Here is a 15,949-nt window from a genome sequence, read left to right on the forward strand (position 1 = left end):
AATAGAAAGCTCTGGTAAGTTTTCTGTTATTTCGTTATGGAGGTAATGTAATGAAAAAATTCAAAGAATGGTTATCAGATAATTTAAGGTATTTCGTATTGGCGATTGCAGTAATTGCAGTGATTTGTATTTTATTTTTCGGTTATAAGCTGCTTGGGAATATGATGACAAACGGCGATGGCAGCAAAAAACAGACAGAAGAAACAAAGCCCGGCACAGAAAATGGAACTGAGAATAAGAAAGAAACAGAAAAGCAGCCAGAAACACAAAAGCAGACACAGAAATCAGAAACCAATAAATCAACAGAAAAAACAACGGAGAAAACAACAGAGAAATCAACAGAAACTCCCGGGGAATCTACAAAATCATCGGAGTCAGTAAACGGTGGGGGATCCACAAATGCCGGGGCTCAGGCTAATGCACAGACGAATGCACAGACGGAAGCAACAGATTCGGCAACAGCACAGACGCAGGCACCGCAGACAGATGCACCACCTCAGACAGAAGCTACAGAGGCACCCGTACCCCAGACAATTTACATGAATGCAGCAGCTTACATACGTGAAGCACCAAGTTATGACGGAGCCATCCTGGATACACTGCAGGCAGGACAGGCAGTTACATTTTTAGAAGATGTAGGCGGATGGTATAAAGTAGAAGCAAACGGACTTGTTGGTTATGTAGGAGCCAGATTTTTTAACTAAGAAAGACAGCAGCTAAAGAAAAGGCAGGGAACAGCGCAAATAATCTGTTCCCTGCCTTTCTATGCATTGAATACTGTGCAATTTCAGGCAATCCAGTTAATTCTTATATAATTATCAAGTATATTTGAAATGATAAAAGAACTGATAAGTGCCATAAAAAACAAAAAGATAAAGTTTTTATAGCCTTCATCACGGCTTCTTCGCAGACGCATAAGCAGCTTGATAAAACAGAGGAGAGATATAAAAACGGAAAGAATCGCAGGAACGTAGAGAAGGGAAGGATTACCTGTTGCTGTGACAAGCGCAGTTCCGGTATTCAATTCATCAATTCTTACTGACTGCCCGACAAAGACCGGAAGCAAAAGAGAAGCACCCCATGCTATAATTCTCAGACAGGAATTACAAAGAGCCAGTGCCAGAATGATCATTTTGGTAAAAGGGTTTTTAAAACGGATTTTGCAAAACAGTAAGGTGAATATGACTGCCAGCGTAAGTGTCAGCAGAACACTAAAATCCATAAGTGTCTTAATATCCAGATCCAGATTCATGCGGAAACCGGAATCTCTGGGGTAGAGATACACATTGCCAATTCGTCTGAAACCTGTACTTACAGACTGACCAAGCCGTGCCATGCTAAAACCGTGAATACATTCATGGAGAAATGTAGATAGTAGAAAAATAATATTGCAAATGGCAAACCATATGTATTTTCTCTTTGACATGGATTTCACCTCCTTTTTTCGTTACTGTTATTTTACATCTGCCATAGAATAGAAGCAAGTTATATTTCTGTTACAAGTTTATGGGAAAAATTAAAAAAGTTTGAAGATATATATGGAAAAATGATTAATTTTGTTGAAATATACCTACAATTTTGTTAAACTGATTTTAACTCTGTTCTTTTAAGCAGAGGGTAAGACAATCTTAATTGGAGGGCAAAATGGAGAAAAAAGGACAATGGGCATCTAGCCTGGGTTTTATCCTGGCAACTGCGGGAGCAGCGGTTGGGCTAGGAAATCTGTGGAAGTTCCCGTATTTGATGGGAAAGAACGGTGGATTTCAGTTTTTAATTACGTATTTAATTTTTATAGCGGTATTAGGGCTTCCGGTTATGATTACGGAGATGAGTATTGGAAGAATGACAGGAAAAGGTCCGGTTCAGGCATATGAGAATTTAAATCCCAAATCAAAAATCATTGGTATTATGGGGATTTTATGTGCGTTTATTATATTATCTTACTACAGTGTTATCGGTGGCTGGATCTTAAAATATATTGCAAGTTATGTTACAAGCATGAATGCACCGGCAGATTTCGCAGCTTATATCGCAGAGCCGGCATCACCTGTAATCTGGCATCTGGTATTTATGGCATGTACAGGATTTGTGTGTTACAGAGGAACAAAAGGGATAGAGAAAGCATCGCGGTTTATGATGCCGGCACTGTTAATTTTGCTGATCATCATTGTTATACGTTCCCTGACACTTCCGGGGGCTAAACAAGGTGTGGATTTCGTTTTTAAATTGAACGGAGGATTTGACCTGAAATCTGTACCGGCTGCGCTGGGACAGGTATTTTACTCACTGAGTTTGTGTATGGGAATCACGATCACTTATGGCAGTTATTTGAACAGAAAAGAAAATATACCGAAAAATGCCCTTATTGTAGCAGGTCTTGATACCTTTGTTGCAATCTTAGCGGGACTGGCTATCTTTCCGGCAGTATTTGCATTTGGGCTGGAGCCGGCACAGGGACCGAGCCTTACATTCGGAACGCTTCCGAAAGTATTTGAAAGTATGTCCGGCGGCTGGATTTTTGCGTTGCTGTTTTTCGGATTGATGTTTTTTGCAGCATTAACTTCCGCTATAGCACTTCTGGAATGTGTGGTATCTTCCGTGTTGGATCACTTTAAGTGCAAAAGGAGAACGGCTGTGTTTTTCGTGGCATTGGGTGTATTTCTGTTAGGAATCCCAAGTGCCTTATCATTCGGGGTACTGGGTGACGTAACCATATTGAATTATTCTGTATTTGATTTTATGGGTATGCTGACGGATAATATTCTGATGCCGATAGGCGGAATTCTCATGTGTATCTTCGTTGGATGGATATGGGGACCAAAGCGCATTTTGCAGCATGTGGAATCAGACGGGATTTCTTTCAAACTGAAAAAGGCATGGCTGATCTGTATTCGATTTATTACACCGATTCTGGTAGTGATTGTTACCGTTATGGGATTCATGGATGTTTACCGGACGATTATGAAATAGCTGATATAAAATCAGTCGGGTTTAGAAACTATAGCTTTACTCCCTTAACTATTTGTGGTATTCTTATCAAAGATAAAGAAGGATGTGTATTTCATTGAGCTTACAAAAGGATTTGAAAAAAACTAAATATTATTTTCGGAATATAAGCAGGTTTAGCAGGTTACTTAGTAACCTGCTTTTTTTGTGCTTTACTGTAGTAATATAACAGAATCCTTTATAAATGTAGTTTATTGCTTTTAAGATATGAACGTCAGTCTTTAAAGGAAATTTAGTTAAAATGAATTAACAAAAATCAAGAAACAAGAGAAGAAAAGAATTTTAGAAAGAGGGGATCTTATGTTATCGCAGTTATCAAAAATGAAAAATGTTCTCTATGTATTTTTAGGGAATACGATTTATGCACTTGGAATCACCATATTTATTCTTCCAAATCAAATGATTACGGGGGGCACCACGGGGCTGGCATTATCTTTTCATCATTATTTTCAAATTCCGATATCAGCATTTGTATTTTGTTTTAACGCCGTTATGTTTATTGTGGGAGCCTGTATCCTGGGCAGGCGTTTCGCGCTTACGACGCTGATCAGTACCTTTTACTATCCGATTATTCTGGGTGTGTTTCAGAAAATCCCCATATTAGGGCAGGTCACCAATGACCGGATGTTATCCACCATCTGCGGTGGAATTATGATCGGTTTTGCAATCGGAATTGTGATTCGTGCAGGGGCTTCCACCGGAGGTATGGATATCCCGCCTCTGGTACTGAATAAGAAATTCGGGCTGCCGGTTTCGGCAATGCTCTATGTTTTTGATTTTACGATTCTGATACTGCAGATGCTGTTTTCGGATTCGGAACAGATTGTATATGGAATTCTCCTTGTACTGATCTATTCGGTAGTTCTGGATAAAATCCTTTTTATGGGAACCTCTCAGACCCAGGTGAAAATTATAAGCGAAAAATATGAGGAGATCAACCGGGAGATATTAAAACGCCTGGATCGGGGAACCACCTTTATCCATGCACAGACTGGATATATGCAAAATGAACAGCCGATAATTCTGACTGTTATTTCAAACCGGGAACTGGTGAAGCTGAATCAACTGGTTATGGAGGAAGATCCCAAAGCATTTATGGTGATCAGCCATGTAAATGAAGTACGGGGAAGAGGCTTTTCCGCTAAAAAAATTTATAAATAATGAAATCTACCTTGACAGCTGCGTTTAAAGTGCTATAATAGCCTCAATATAAGAAAAGCTATGAAGGAAACAGTAACTGTCAGGAAGCAGTCAGAGAGAGAAACAGATTGGTGGAAGTTTCTCATGTGAAATGTCAGCGAAGACCATTCCCGAGCAGCGGTGCGAAGTCGAGAGAATAAGCATTGCCGTATGCCTGCGTTAAAGGCTTGGATTTGTTAGAATCTGAAAGAGAAAAATTAAGGTGGAACCGTGCATTCTGATTAGTATGCACCCTTAAACGTGTTGGCAGTTATACTGTTGTACGTTTGAGGGTGCTTTTCTTATGTTACTGCAATTTGGCCAAATTGTTATAGGATTTTCAGCAGAAGTTTATTCCCTATCATAAAAAGGTAAAGGAGCATGGAGCAGATGAAAGAAAAAATTGATAAGAGTGTGTTTTATCATACAACGGCACATATTTTAGCACAGGCAGTGAAACGGTTGTTTCCAGAGACAAAACTGGCAATCGGTCCTGCAATTGAAAATGGATTTTATTATGATTTTGACTGTAAGATCCCTTTGACAGGAGAAGATCTGGATAAGATTGAAGAAGAAATGAGAAATATCGCAGAGGAAGGTTATGAGATAGAATCCTTGGAATTATCCAGAGAAGAAGCGATTTCTTTTATGAAGGAAAAGGAGGAACCTTACAAACTGGAACTGATGAATGACATGCCGGCAGAAGAGAAATTCCGTTTTTACCGGCAGGGTGAGTTTTGTGATTTGTGCAAAGGGCCTCATTTAAAGAATACAAAATGTGTTGGTGCAGTGAAGCTGACGGCACTTGCAGGAGCTTATTGGAGAGGCTGTGAGAAAAACAAAATGCTTACCAGAATCTACGGTATTTCTTTTGAAAAACCATCTCAGCTAAAAGCATATCTGCTGCAGATGGAGGAAGCAAAGAAAAGAGACCACAGAAAGCTCGGGAAAGAACTGGGGCTGTTTACCATGATGGACGAAGGACCTGGATTCCCGTTCTTCCTGCCAAAGGGAATGGTGCTTAAAAATCAGTTAATTGAGTATTGGAGAAGAATTCATCAAAGGGAAGGCTATGTAGAAATTTCCACTCCTGTCATGTTGAACCGGAAACTCTGGGAGACATCCGGGCATTGGGATCATTACAAAGAAAATATGTACACGACTTCTATTGATGGAGAAGATTTTGCCATCAAGCCAATGAACTGTCCGGGTGGGATGCTGGTCTACCAGTCAGAGCCGCATTCATACAGGGAGCTGCCCATGCGCATTGGGGAATTGGGCGTAGTACACCGTCATGAAAAATCAGGTTCCCTTCATGGATTGATGCGGGTGCGCAGTTTTACGCAGGATGATGCCCATATTTTTATGACAAAAGAACAGATCACGGAGGAAATAAAAGGTGTTGTCCGATTAATTGATGAAGTGTACCAGAAGTTTGGATTTACGTATCATGTGGAATTATCTACAAAACCGGAAAACAGCATCGGAAGTGATGAGGATTGGAATTTGGCTACAAACGGCCTTAAGAATGCTTTAAATGAACTTGGTATGTCCTACGATGTAAATGAAGGGGATGGAGCTTTTTATGGACCGAAGATCGATTTTCATTTAAGGGATTCCATTGGCAGGACATGGCAGTGCGGAACAATACAGCTTGATTTCCAGCTGCCCCTTCGATTTGGAGCAGAATATATCGGGGCAGACAGAGAAAAGCACCGGCCGATCATGATTCACCGGGTAGTATTTGGCTCTATTGAGCGTTTTATCGGAATCCTGATTGAGCATTATGCAGGAAAATTTCCGGTATGGCTTGCACCGGTTCAGGCCAAGATATTACCGGTATCGGAAAAGTCCAACGCATATGCCATGAAAATCACAGAACAGTTAAAAATAGCAGGTATTCGTTGCGAGATGGACCAAAGAGATGAAAAAGTAGGATATAAAATCAGAGAGGCCCAGTTGGAAAAAGTGCCTTATATGCTGATACTGGGCCGGAAGGAAGAAGAAGCAGGCACAATTTCACTGCGTGGCCGTGACAGCCAGAGTACTGGTCAGATGTCTTTGGATGCATTTATAGAATTCATCCAAAAAGAAATCGCATGTTGATTGCCGGTATCTTTTCTTGTAACAAGTTCTTTTCGGATTTGTCCCGGGGTACATCCGTAGATATCATAAAACATTTTACGGAAAAGTTTATAATTGGTAAATCCATGCATTTCCAGGAGAGTAAGCAGAGGTGTATCCGTGCTGCCGAGGTCCTGATAAATACAGTTGAAACGATATTGATTTAAGTATTCCACAAAGGTGATGCCAATGTGCTTTTTGAAGAAACGGCAAAAATATTCCGGAGTAAATCCCGCATAGGCAGAAATCTCGTTTAAGAGTATTTTTTCATTGTAATGCTCTTTCACATAATCCAGGATTGGTTTCAAACGTTCCAGATTCCGGGTGTCTTTTTCCATTGTTTCAGGATCAATCGGCACCTGGAAATTATGGTAGAGAAGATAAAGCATCTCAAACAGCAGGCTGGTGAATTTCAAATGGGAACCCAGAGGTTTCACATCAAACAGAACCAGCATCTGCTGTATAATTTCTTTGATTTGGCGCAGCTTCGTCTGGATAATTGGATTTACTGCGGGATCGTTGATTTCAAATCGAATCGTATCAATATCCGGAATATAGTTTTTGAGCATAGGGTATGGAATCTGGAGAAGGATATAGTCACAGTAACTAAGGCATCTGGTGCTGTGTAAATCCCGTGGATTTACCAGGATAAAGTCATCCTTTTTAAGTATAAAAGTCTGATTCTTAATGATCGTTTCCAGACATCCGTCTTTCATATAAAGTATCTCGATACTTTCATGCCAGTGACCTGGAATGTACATTTTAGAAATCAGAATACGCTCGAAATTCACATGAAGATCTGAAACCAAACGGGTTTGCTCATAGTAATAATTATCCATGGTAAAAATGATGCCTTTCTTTAATAGAAGTAATCGTCGTGTTTGTATTAAGAATAGCATAGGAGAGAAGAGGGGTCAAGAAATACGCACTTCAAATTAAACTGGTTTTCTAAGCATGGGGAGTCCCGGAGATTGCAGCAGGATGTACGCTGTTGGCAGTAATATTATATGTTATGCTGAGTATAAATAACAGAGCCAACACAAACCAGATTTTCTATAGTAGTATCCTGATGATATAATTTTGGAATGATGATTTTTTCTCCCTTGAGCTCTGCCAGGTCAACATAAAGTGTTTCGTCCGGCTGAATTTCTTTTTGGATGGTTTCCGCTGACGTTTTCAGTGTCAGATAATAAGAATCGGTAGCGGAGTGATAATATCCGGGTTTGTCTGTAGGAACGATTGAAAATGCTATGGAGTTGTTATTCTCATCCATATTACTTTGCAGTACAGGTCCTTTAGAAATACAGGTCTTCTGGGAATGAACGGCATCAGCAAGTTCCTGGGAGGTATTCCCATCTTTCCTGCCGGGTATAAAGGTGGCAAACTGTCCGCCCATGTCCCATTTTCCATGGAGATCCATGCCACAGGTCATAGCTAACCGGTGTCCGTCCAGAACCAGGGATTCCCACCACAGCAGTCCCCGTTCATTCACTTCGTGCAGCGGTTCCGGATTATTAAAGATTTCAATAAAATCCAGAGAAGAAAAGTCCGTAATTTTCATGTCAAAGCGGCATCCTCTGGCAAATGGGTGTCCATAGGAGAAGGGATGTGCAACCCCCGTCAGAGCCCCTTTATCTTTGGCAGCCTCAAACAGCAATTCCGGTTTATGAAGATTGATATTCTCCCAGGGGACATATTCGTGAAGGTTCAGGCAGAGAATGTGCCCATAATAGGTGGTATATTCCATTCCGTAAATGCAATCGATGGGATATCCCCGATCTTCTAACAGCCTGCGGATTTTGCCATGTCCGGAAATGGTATTATGATCGGTAATTGCAAAAGCATCGGCTTTGTCCTTTACCATCAGGTCAATCAGTTCTTCACAGGTAATGCTGCTGTCAGATTCCGTGGTATGATTGTGCAGTTCTAAACGTTTGTACATGTTGTGTTCCTCCCTCCTGCAAATACGGATAATTCATAGTGTGTATCGTTTTGTATTACATTAAACACCAGCAGAGTCACTTTTAAAACACCTTCAAAGCAGGGCATGGCAATGCAGCCTTCTGTCGCTGTCAGCGGGGTAAAGTGCATATGGCGAGTGGTAAGCTGGCGGTGTACGCATCCGATAAATGTATCATTTAATGTAGCAAGCGTATGTATTTCCGTTTTCATATCATTTTTGATTACCCTTATAATTTCTTCTTCAGAAGAAGCAGTAATGCCATATTCCTTTTCCACAAGAGATTTCATTTCCTCTTTTAATTCATCCGTGATATCGGTATAGTGTTGTTTGTCAAAGGTAAATTCAATATCCAGTTCATCGTAAGTTTTATCCAGGCAGACCGTATATGAAATCTGTCCAACAAAGCCTTCATTCAGCGTACCCGAAACATGATATAATTCCTTCATAAGTACCTCCGGTTGTGTATTTTGATAAACTATACTACATTTAAATATCAGTTACAAGTGGAAAAAACTATAATTATGAATGGATATAATGTGAAAATAATGTGGAAAATAGAAGATTTTATGATATACTGTTAACTAGTTATTTAAAGTTGAAAGAAAATATCTAAGAGAAAGGATGCCACGCTGCAGATCTTTCAGCTTTTGTAAGGTAGTGGCTGTATTGCAGGCAAACCTGTGATATACAATGGGAATTATTATGATAGTTGGAGTGCCAAAAGAGATTAAAAATAATGAAAATCGAGTTTCAATTACGCCGGCAGGTGCATATACGCTGGTGAATGCGGGACATCAGGTGATCGTGGAGACAAAGGCAGGAGAAGGAAGCGGATTTATGGATGAGGAATACATAAGTGCGGGAGCCGAACTTGCAGCAAATGCCGCAGATGTATTTGCAAAAGCGAATATGATTGTAAAGGTAAAGGAATATGTGGAGTCAGAATATCAATATTTAAGAGAAGACCAGTTGGTATTTACCTATCTGCATATAGCAAATGATGCCTCTCTGGCAGATGCATTACTGGAATCCAAAACCACAGGAATAGCTTATGAAACCATCCGCGGCAAAAACGGAGGACTTCCGCTGCTGGCTCCTATGAGTGAGGTTGCAGGCAGAATGTCCGTACAGGTTGGAGCTTATATGCTTCAAAATTATAATGGAGGAAGCGGGGTCCTTCTCGGTGGAGTTCCCGGAGTTATGCCTGGAAAGGTAGTTGTTGTAGGCGGCGGAGTTGTAGGGTTAAATGCTGCGAAAGTAGCCACAGGCATGGGAGCAGATGTCACTGTATTTGATATCAATGCTGAAAGAATGGCATATATTGATGACATTAGCGGAGGCAGAATCCATACCCAGTTTAATAATCCTTATAACTTAAAAGAAGCAGTAAAAGATGCTGATCTGGTAATCGGAGCGGTATTAATACCGGGTGCAAAAGCGCCGAAAGTGGTAACAGAGGATATGGTTAAGGAAATGAAAAAAGGCAGTGTCATTGTAGATGTTGCAATTGATCAGGGCGGCTGTGTGGAAACTTCGACCAAGATTACAACGCATGACAATCCGTGTTTTGAAAAGCATGGCGTAATACATTATTCCGTTGCAAATATGCCGGGTGCGGTCTCCAGAACCTCTACCATTGCCCTTTCAAGCAGTACCCTTCCTTATGTCTTAAAGCTGGCGGATAAAGGTGTGGATGCGTTAAGGGAAGATGCTGATTTTATGGCCGGTCTTAACACGTATAAGGGCAAGGTTACCTTCAAAGGTGTTGCAGATGCTCTTGGCAGAGAATATACAGACCCAAAGGCTGCTTTGCAGGAAGCATAACGGTTAAGTGTGTTCGACATCAAGAGAACGTCTTTTTAAAAAAAGTCAATATTGACCTATAAAGAAGCCAGAATCTCTCTTTTTTTGACTTATAAAATGTAATATAATACGTTCATACAGGCAATATCCAGCAGATAATTTTTAATCAGGAGGATTGATTATGAACGTAAAAGAATTAATAGGTCAGATGACAGTAGAAGAAAAAGCCGGGTTATGTTCCGGTCAGGATTTTTGGCATACAAAGGCGGTAGAGCGTCTGGGAATCCCGGCAATTATGGTAAGCGACGGACCTCACGGACTTCGCAAACAGGATCAGGAAGCAGACCATCTTGGAATCAATGACAGCATCAAGGCAGTTTGTTTTCCTGCTGGCTGTGCATTGGCAGCTTCCTTTGACCGCCAGATGACAACCAGGCTGGGAGAAGCCCTGGGAGAAGAGTGTCAGGCAGAAAACGTTGCAGTAATTTTAGGACCGGCAGTGAACATCAAACGCTCCCCGCTGTGCGGAAGAAATTTTGAATACTACTCAGAAGATCCTTATCTGGCATCTGAAATTGCAGCAAGCCATATCAAAGGAGTCCAGAGCAAAAATGTAGGAACCAGCATCAAGCATTTTCTGGCTAATAACCAGGAACACCGAAGAATGTCTTCCAGCTCTGAGATGGATGAACGTACTGCGAGGGAAATCTATCTGGCTGCATTTGAAGGAGCAGTAAAGCAGTCTAAGCCGTGGACTGTGATGTGTTCTTATAACCGGATTAACGGTACATATGCATGCGAAAATAAAAAATACCTCACGGATATCCTGAGAGATGAATGGGGATTTGACGGCTTCGTAGTCAGTGACTGGGGCGCTGTAAATGACAGAGTTGACAGTCTGAAGGCTGGATTGGAACTGGAAATGCCATCTTCCTTTGGTATTAATGATAAAAAAATTGCAGAGGCAGTAAAAGCAGGTACACTTTCAGAAGAATGCCTGGATGAAGCGGTGGAGAGAGTTTTAAATATTGTATATAAATTTGTTGAGAACCGTAACGAAAACGCGGTATTCGATAAAGAAGCAGACCATAAGCTTTCAAAGGAAATAGCAGCAGAATGCATGGTTCTTTTAAAAAATGACCAGATTCTTCCATTGGATGAGAAGGCAAATACCGTATTTATCGGTGCATTTGCCAAAAAACCAAGATATCAGGGTGGAGGAAGTTCTCATATAAATTCATTTAAGGTGGAATCTGCGCTGGATGCAGCAGCAGGAATGGAGCATATAACATATTCACCGGGATTTATAACAGAAAAAGATGTGATAGATGAAGCGCTGATAAAGAGTGCGGTAGAAGCAGCGAAAAAAGCAGAGACAGCGGTTGTATTTGCCGGCTTGCCGGATTCCTTTGAATCCGAAGGATTTGACCGCAAGCACATGAGACTTCCGGACTGCCAGAATGAGCTGATCCGTCAGGTAGCAGCTGTGAATAAAAATACCGTGGTTGTACTTCATAATGGATCTCCGGTAGAAATGCCATGGATTCAGGATGTGAAAGCCGTATTAGAAGCTTACCTGGGCGGCCAGGCAGTAGGCGCTGCAACCGTGGATATTCTGTTCGGAAAAGCAAATCCCTGCGGAAGACTTGCGGAAACATTTCCCATTCGCTTAGAGGATAATCCTTCTTATCTGTACTATCTGGGAGAAGGCGACAAGGTAGAGTACAGAGAGGGGGTATTTGTAGGATACCGCTATTATGATAAGAAAAAGATGGATGTTCTCTTCCCATTTGGTCATGGACTGAGTTATACCAGCTTTGTATACAGTAATCTGGTGCTGGATAAGGAGAATATGAAGGATACCGAGACCCTCAGAGTTACGGTAGATGTAACAAATGCAGGAACAATCAAAGGCAAAGAAGTTGTTCAGTTGTATGTGGCTCCGTTAAATGGCAGTATCATCCGTCCGGTCCGGGAATTAAAAGGATTTGATAAAATTGAATTAAATCCGGGCGAAACGAAGACAGTCAGCTTTGAACTTGAAAAACGTGCATTTGCTTACTTTGATATGGAAGCAGGAGACTGGAAAGTAGAAAATGCAGACTATGAGATCCAGATTGGAAAATCATCCCGGGATATCGTTGCTGCAGCATCTGTTCATGTGGAAAGCACAAGTAAAAAAACCAGATCATATAATCGTAATACGACCTTTGGTGATTTAATGAAGGATGAAAAAGCGATGGAGATTGCAGGATATCTTCTGAAAGAAGTGGCAGTTTTAGGGGATGCAGCAGATGATGCACTGGGTGAAAGTACGACGGCCATGAATGAAGCGATGATGATGTATATGCCAATCCGCGGAGTAATTACTTTTGCACAGGGTAAAGTAAGTGAAGAAGAACTGGATGCATTGTTAGAGAAAATCAATCAGATCACCGAATAGATCCAATTTGAAAATCATACGTGAACAGAGACACAAGTTCTGATTCATGCATTGTTTAGAAAGTAAATAGCACAAGGCCATTCACATTTATGCTGTGAATGGCCCTGTTTTTTATTCGTAACCCTGAAAAATTTTGGCGATAGGGGAATCTTCCGAGAGAATTACGGTTTTGTCATCTCCGGTCATGGAAGCTTTTAAAGCATCCAGGCTTCTTACATATGAGTAAAAATCTGTTTTCCCTTCATCTGCATAAGCGGCTGACAGAATCTTCATATATTCAGCTTCGCCTTCTGCTATGAGGATTTCTGCCTGTTTTTCTGCTTCGGATATCTTAATGGCAATTTCTTTATCGGTTGTGTTTCTGATAACCTTAGCTTCTGATTTTCCTTCTGCTGTATAAGTGGCGGCTATGTTGTTTCGCTCTGAGATCATACGTTCAAATACAGCTTCCTTGTTATCATTGGGCAGATCCAGCTGCTTCGTTTCGAAAACCAGAAGTTCGATACCATACTGTTCCATATTATTACCGATATTTTTCATAACGTTTGTAGAAAGTACACCGTCACGGCTGGTAATTACCTCATCCTGGGTCATACTGCTGATTACATTTTTCGTTGCGTTATAAACGGCAGTGTTAATTCTGTTTTCCGCATTAGTCTGGGAAGAGTTCAAGGTTTGTGCAAATTTTAAAGGATCTACAATTTTCCATAATACATAACTGTCGCTGATCATAGTTTTTTTATCTTTAGTAATTACATCAGACGGTACTAAATCAGAAAGCAGAGTTTCTTTTGGCAAAGTATCTGCAGTCTGGATAAAAGGAATCTTTAAATGGATTCCGGGGTCAGCAATTACACGGCTGACCTTACCGAACTGGCGTACCAGCTTATATTCATTTTGTTTGGAAATCACCACGGAAGAAGCCAGTGTAACCACAACAACTACCGCAGCAAAACAACCTATAACAACTTTTTTCTTCATAATTCATAGTCCTCCTTATTGTGCATCCGTTTGTGGCGTTTCCGGGTTTGTAGTTTCGGCAGTTGGATTTTCGGCGTTATTGGTCTTGTTTTCCTTTGGAGCATCGGTCTCTTGGGTATCGTCTTTTTCCGGTTTCTGCCCATTATCTGCTGATGTATCGTTTTCTGAAAATGGTGCTAAAGGCAGTACCTTCTGGACGCCGTTACCGCTGTCAATTACTATTTTCAATCCCGGAAGTACACTTTCCATTGTTTCGTAGAACATACGCTGTTTTGTTACAACAGGATTTTTCTGATATTCTTCATACATGGCTTTGAATCTGGATGTCTGTGCAGTTGCTTCGTTAATTCTGGTCTGTTTCTGGGCTTGTGCATCTTTGATAATCTGGTCTACTTTTGCATCAGCTTCCGGTGTTTTTTCATTCCGGTATTTGTTGGCATTATTGATTGCGGTTTCTTTTCCCTGCTTTGCAGTTTCCACAGCTTTAAACGCCTGCATCACTTCCTGGGTAGGGGGAGCGGAGTCCTGTATGGTAATATTCACCAGCTGGAGACCGAGGTTCTGTTCTTCAATTTTGGTTATGATCATTTCTTTGATCTTAGCCTGAATTTCGCTTTTCCCGGTAGTTAATACATCATCTACTTTATAGCTTCCGATCACAGTACGGATACAGCTTTGGGAGATACTTTTTAAGATATCCTCCGGACGCTGAGAAGCATATAAATACTGGACCGGTTCTGCAATACGGTATTCCACGAAAAAGTCTACATTAATAAAGTTATAATCAGAAGTTATCATAATGCCTTCGGTATCTACAGTCTGGTTATTTTCAATCGTATAGCCGATCGGAAAACCCTGAATTGTGGTATTTACTTTTTTTACCTGCTGAATTCCAGGAATTTTAAAATGAAGACCAGTCTCAGTGACAGCTTTGGGTTTTCCAAGGGTGGTAAGTACAGCCTGCTCCTGTTCCTGAATCTGATAAAAGGATCCGGATACAATGAAGACGGCTGCCACACCCGCTGCGACGATGATAACTACTTTTTTTACACCTTTGGCTGTTTTCTTAACGTTTTTCTGGAAATTCTTTTTTGATTCATTAAATATGTTATTGTTCATGTTCGGGTTCCACATACAAATCCTCCTCGTAATTGTCCGGCAGATAAATAACTTCCATGGCAGAAATTTATGTGCCGTTCCCTCTAAGAGTATGCCTTATAAATGATCATTTTTAAGACAAACTCAAGTTACAAAAGAAAAAGGTATTAAAAAAAGACTTTTACCCCAGACTGACTGCTGGAATAAAAGTCTTGCTAATTACTTACATGACGCGGATATCGCTATCGTTCTGACGCCTTCATGTACCATCTGATTTATAATTACGATGGTAGCTACTCCCTTTTCTTTGTTAAAAGATTATCACAAATTGTCGAAAAAAGCAAGTACTTTTTTACAATTTCAGATTATTATGCCATTTAGCAGGTAGCGCCGCCTACCAGATGTAGTTTGGCATCCAGAATTTCCTGTTTACGTTCTAACAGATCGTTTGCCAAAAGCTGTGATTCTGCATTTTCAAAGCCCAAACGTTCTATTGTTGTGGAGAAACGTTCACCTGTTTTTCCCTGTTCACGGAAAAGGAGGATTGCTTTTTCAATAACATCCAGTGCTTCTTCTTTGGAAGTAAATACTTTATTTAATGCTTTGCCTATAGCAATACGTTTTCCCCATCTGCCTCCGATATAGATTTTAAATCCTGGTACACCTTCTTCAATGGCATCAAAGCGGCATTTTCCGATACAGCGGCCACAGTTATTGCAGGCTTCTTCATCAATTTCCAGGATGCCGTCAACTACTTTGGCAGCACCCACCGGACAGGCTGTTTCTACGGAACATTTTTTACATCCGTTGCAGCAGTCTTCTTCGAAGACAGGAGTCATCTGACCGATGATTCCGATATCGTTCAGATCCGGTTTTACACAGTTATTGGGACATCCCCCAACGGCAATTTTAAATTTGTGCGGCAGTTTTACCGTATTGTAGCCCACATAGAAGCGCTCATGAATTTCTTCGGAGATTGCAAAGGCATCTAACAGGCCGTATTGACAGGTGGTTCCTTTACAGGCTACTACCGGACGTACTTTAGATCCGGTGCCGCCGGTTACTAAGCCGGATTTGGAAAGATAGGTACGAAAGTCTTCGATTTTATCAAAGGGAATGCCCTGTACTTCTATGGTAAGTCTGGTGGTCAGGGTTACTACCCCGTTTCCATATAGATTTGCGGCTTCCGAGATACACTGCATTTGCTGCGCTGAAATTTTACCGTTTATCGTAATGATTCTGCCGGAAAAATTATCCGTTCCTTTGTTGCTTAAAAATCCTAAAGCTTTTACTCTTTTTTCTTCTTCTGGGCTGATTGTTAAAGTTGCCATTTCTTTCCTCCTGAGTTATGT

Annotated in this window: 13 protein-coding genes; 6 read left to right on the plus strand and 7 right to left on the minus strand. The window is 40.9% G+C overall.

Annotation, left to right across the window (positions count from 1 at the left end):
• Nucleotides 1-50 precede the first annotated feature (50 nt).
• Complete coding sequence (locus RHS_RS09685) at nt 51-704, plus strand: SH3 domain-containing protein (RefSeq protein WP_047833059.1); 654 nt, start codon at nt 51-53, stop codon at nt 702-704.
• 83 nt (nt 705-787) lie between these two features.
• Here the strand turns inward: RHS_RS09685 and RHS_RS09690 are convergent, their stop codons facing one another.
• Nucleotides 788-1,426 (minus strand): hypothetical protein, encoded by a 639-nt coding sequence (locus RHS_RS09690; protein WP_027296656.1) that lies wholly within the window; start codon nt 1,424-1,426, stop codon nt 788-790.
• Nucleotides 1,427-1,644: 218 nt separating this feature from the next.
• Between RHS_RS09690 and RHS_RS09695 the strand changes: the two genes are divergently transcribed.
• From RHS_RS09695 to thrS, 3 genes are all read left to right on the plus strand, one after another.
• Nucleotides 1,645-2,970 (plus strand): sodium-dependent transporter, encoded by a 1,326-nt coding sequence (locus RHS_RS09695; protein WP_047833060.1) that lies wholly within the window; start codon nt 1,645-1,647, stop codon nt 2,968-2,970.
• 336 nt (nt 2,971-3,306) lie between these two features.
• Nucleotides 3,307-4,167, plus strand: a complete 861-nt coding sequence (locus tag RHS_RS09700; protein WP_044296500.1) for a YitT family protein — start codon at nt 3,307-3,309, stop codon at nt 4,165-4,167.
• A 408-nt stretch (nt 4,168-4,575) separates the two neighbouring features.
• On the plus strand, nt 4,576-6,291 hold the full coding sequence (thrS, locus tag RHS_RS09705) for a threonine--tRNA ligase (protein WP_395021937.1): 1,716 nt from the start codon (nt 4,576-4,578) through the stop codon (nt 6,289-6,291).
• On the opposite strand, the gene RHS_RS09710 is transcribed toward thrS, so the two are convergent.
• From RHS_RS09710 to RHS_RS09720, 3 genes are all read right to left on the minus strand, one after another.
• A complete protein-coding gene (locus RHS_RS09710; RefSeq protein ID WP_070041515.1) occupies nt 6,237-7,148 on the minus strand; it encodes an AraC family transcriptional regulator in 912 nt (303 codons plus the stop codon). The genes thrS and RHS_RS09710 overlap by 55 nt on opposite strands.
• Nucleotides 7,149-7,312: 164 nt before the next feature.
• Nucleotides 7,313-8,251 (minus strand): CehA/McbA family metallohydrolase, encoded by a 939-nt coding sequence (locus tag RHS_RS09715; RefSeq protein WP_047833062.1) that lies wholly within the window; start codon nt 8,249-8,251, stop codon nt 7,313-7,315.
• Complete coding sequence (locus RHS_RS09720) at nt 8,236-8,718, minus strand: DUF6669 family protein (RefSeq protein ID WP_047833063.1); 483 nt, start codon at nt 8,716-8,718, stop codon at nt 8,236-8,238. Before RHS_RS09720 ends, RHS_RS09715 begins: the two co-directional genes overlap by 16 nt.
• Before the next feature lie 256 nt (nt 8,719-8,974).
• On the opposite strand from RHS_RS09720, the gene ald reads away from it, so the two are divergent.
• Nucleotides 8,975-10,096: an alanine dehydrogenase gene (gene ald, locus RHS_RS09725; protein WP_027296661.1), complete on the plus strand. Its 1,122-nt coding sequence runs from the start codon at nt 8,975-8,977 to the stop codon at nt 10,094-10,096.
• A 160-nt stretch (nt 10,097-10,256) separates the two neighbouring features.
• Nucleotides 10,257-12,518 (plus strand): glycosyl hydrolase, encoded by a 2,262-nt coding sequence (locus tag RHS_RS09730; protein ID WP_047833064.1) that lies wholly within the window; start codon nt 10,257-10,259, stop codon nt 12,516-12,518.
• 111 nt (nt 12,519-12,629) lie between these two features.
• Here RHS_RS09730 and hflC read toward each other — a convergent pair whose 3' ends face one another.
• The 3 genes from hflC to RHS_RS09745 form a co-directional block, all read right to left on the minus strand.
• Nucleotides 12,630-13,499, minus strand: a complete 870-nt coding sequence (gene hflC / locus RHS_RS09735; protein WP_047833065.1) for a protease modulator HflC — start codon at nt 13,497-13,499, stop codon at nt 12,630-12,632.
• Nucleotides 13,500-13,514: 15 nt separating this feature from the next.
• Nucleotides 13,515-14,633, minus strand: coding sequence for an FtsH protease activity modulator HflK (gene hflK, locus RHS_RS09740; protein WP_395021942.1), 1,119 nt, complete (start codon nt 14,631-14,633; stop codon nt 13,515-13,517).
• A 341-nt stretch (nt 14,634-14,974) separates the two neighbouring features.
• Nucleotides 14,975-15,928: a 4Fe-4S binding protein gene (locus RHS_RS09745; protein WP_047833066.1), complete on the minus strand. Its 954-nt coding sequence runs from the start codon at nt 15,926-15,928 to the stop codon at nt 14,975-14,977.
• Nucleotides 15,929-15,949 lie beyond the last annotated feature (21 nt).

This window comes from Robinsoniella sp. RHS, from assembly GCF_001029355.1.
GTDB classification, from domain to species: Bacteria; Bacillota; Clostridia; order Lachnospirales; family Lachnospiraceae; genus Robinsoniella; species Robinsoniella peoriensis.

Excerpts from the sequence above, each read along its gene's own strand:
- RHS_RS09745 (WP_047833066.1), bottom strand. The coding sequence starts at position 15,928 with ATGGCAACTTTAACAATCAGCCCAGAAGAAGAAAAAAGAGTAAAAGCT.
- RHS_RS09720 (WP_047833063.1), bottom strand. The coding sequence starts at position 8,718 with ATGAAGGAATTATATCATGTTTCGGGTACGCTGAATGAAGGCTTTGTT.
- hflC (WP_047833065.1), bottom strand. The coding sequence starts at position 13,499 with ATGAAGAAAAAAGTTGTTATAGGTTGTTTTGCTGCGGTAGTTGTTGTG.
- RHS_RS09690 (WP_027296656.1), bottom strand. The coding sequence starts at position 1,426 with ATGTCAAAGAGAAAATACATATGGTTTGCCATTTGCAATATTATTTTT.
- ald (WP_027296661.1), top strand. The coding sequence starts at position 8,975 with ATGATAGTTGGAGTGCCAAAAGAGATTAAAAATAATGAAAATCGAGTT.
- RHS_RS09715 (WP_047833062.1), bottom strand. The coding sequence starts at position 8,251 with ATGTACAAACGTTTAGAACTGCACAATCATACCACGGAATCTGACAGC.
- RHS_RS09730 (WP_047833064.1), top strand. The coding sequence starts at position 10,257 with ATGAACGTAAAAGAATTAATAGGTCAGATGACAGTAGAAGAAAAAGCC.
- RHS_RS09685 (WP_047833059.1), top strand. The coding sequence starts at position 51 with ATGAAAAAATTCAAAGAATGGTTATCAGATAATTTAAGGTATTTCGTA.
- RHS_RS09695 (WP_047833060.1), top strand. The coding sequence starts at position 1,645 with ATGGAGAAAAAAGGACAATGGGCATCTAGCCTGGGTTTTATCCTGGCA.
- RHS_RS09700 (WP_044296500.1), top strand. The coding sequence starts at position 3,307 with ATGTTATCGCAGTTATCAAAAATGAAAAATGTTCTCTATGTATTTTTA.
- thrS (WP_395021937.1), top strand. The coding sequence starts at position 4,576 with ATGAAAGAAAAAATTGATAAGAGTGTGTTTTATCATACAACGGCACAT.
- hflK (WP_395021942.1), bottom strand. The coding sequence starts at position 14,633 with ATGTGGAACCCGAACATGAACAATAACATATTTAATGAATCAAAAAAG.
- RHS_RS09710 (WP_070041515.1), bottom strand. The coding sequence starts at position 7,148 with ATGGATAATTATTACTATGAGCAAACCCGTTTGGTTTCAGATCTTCAT.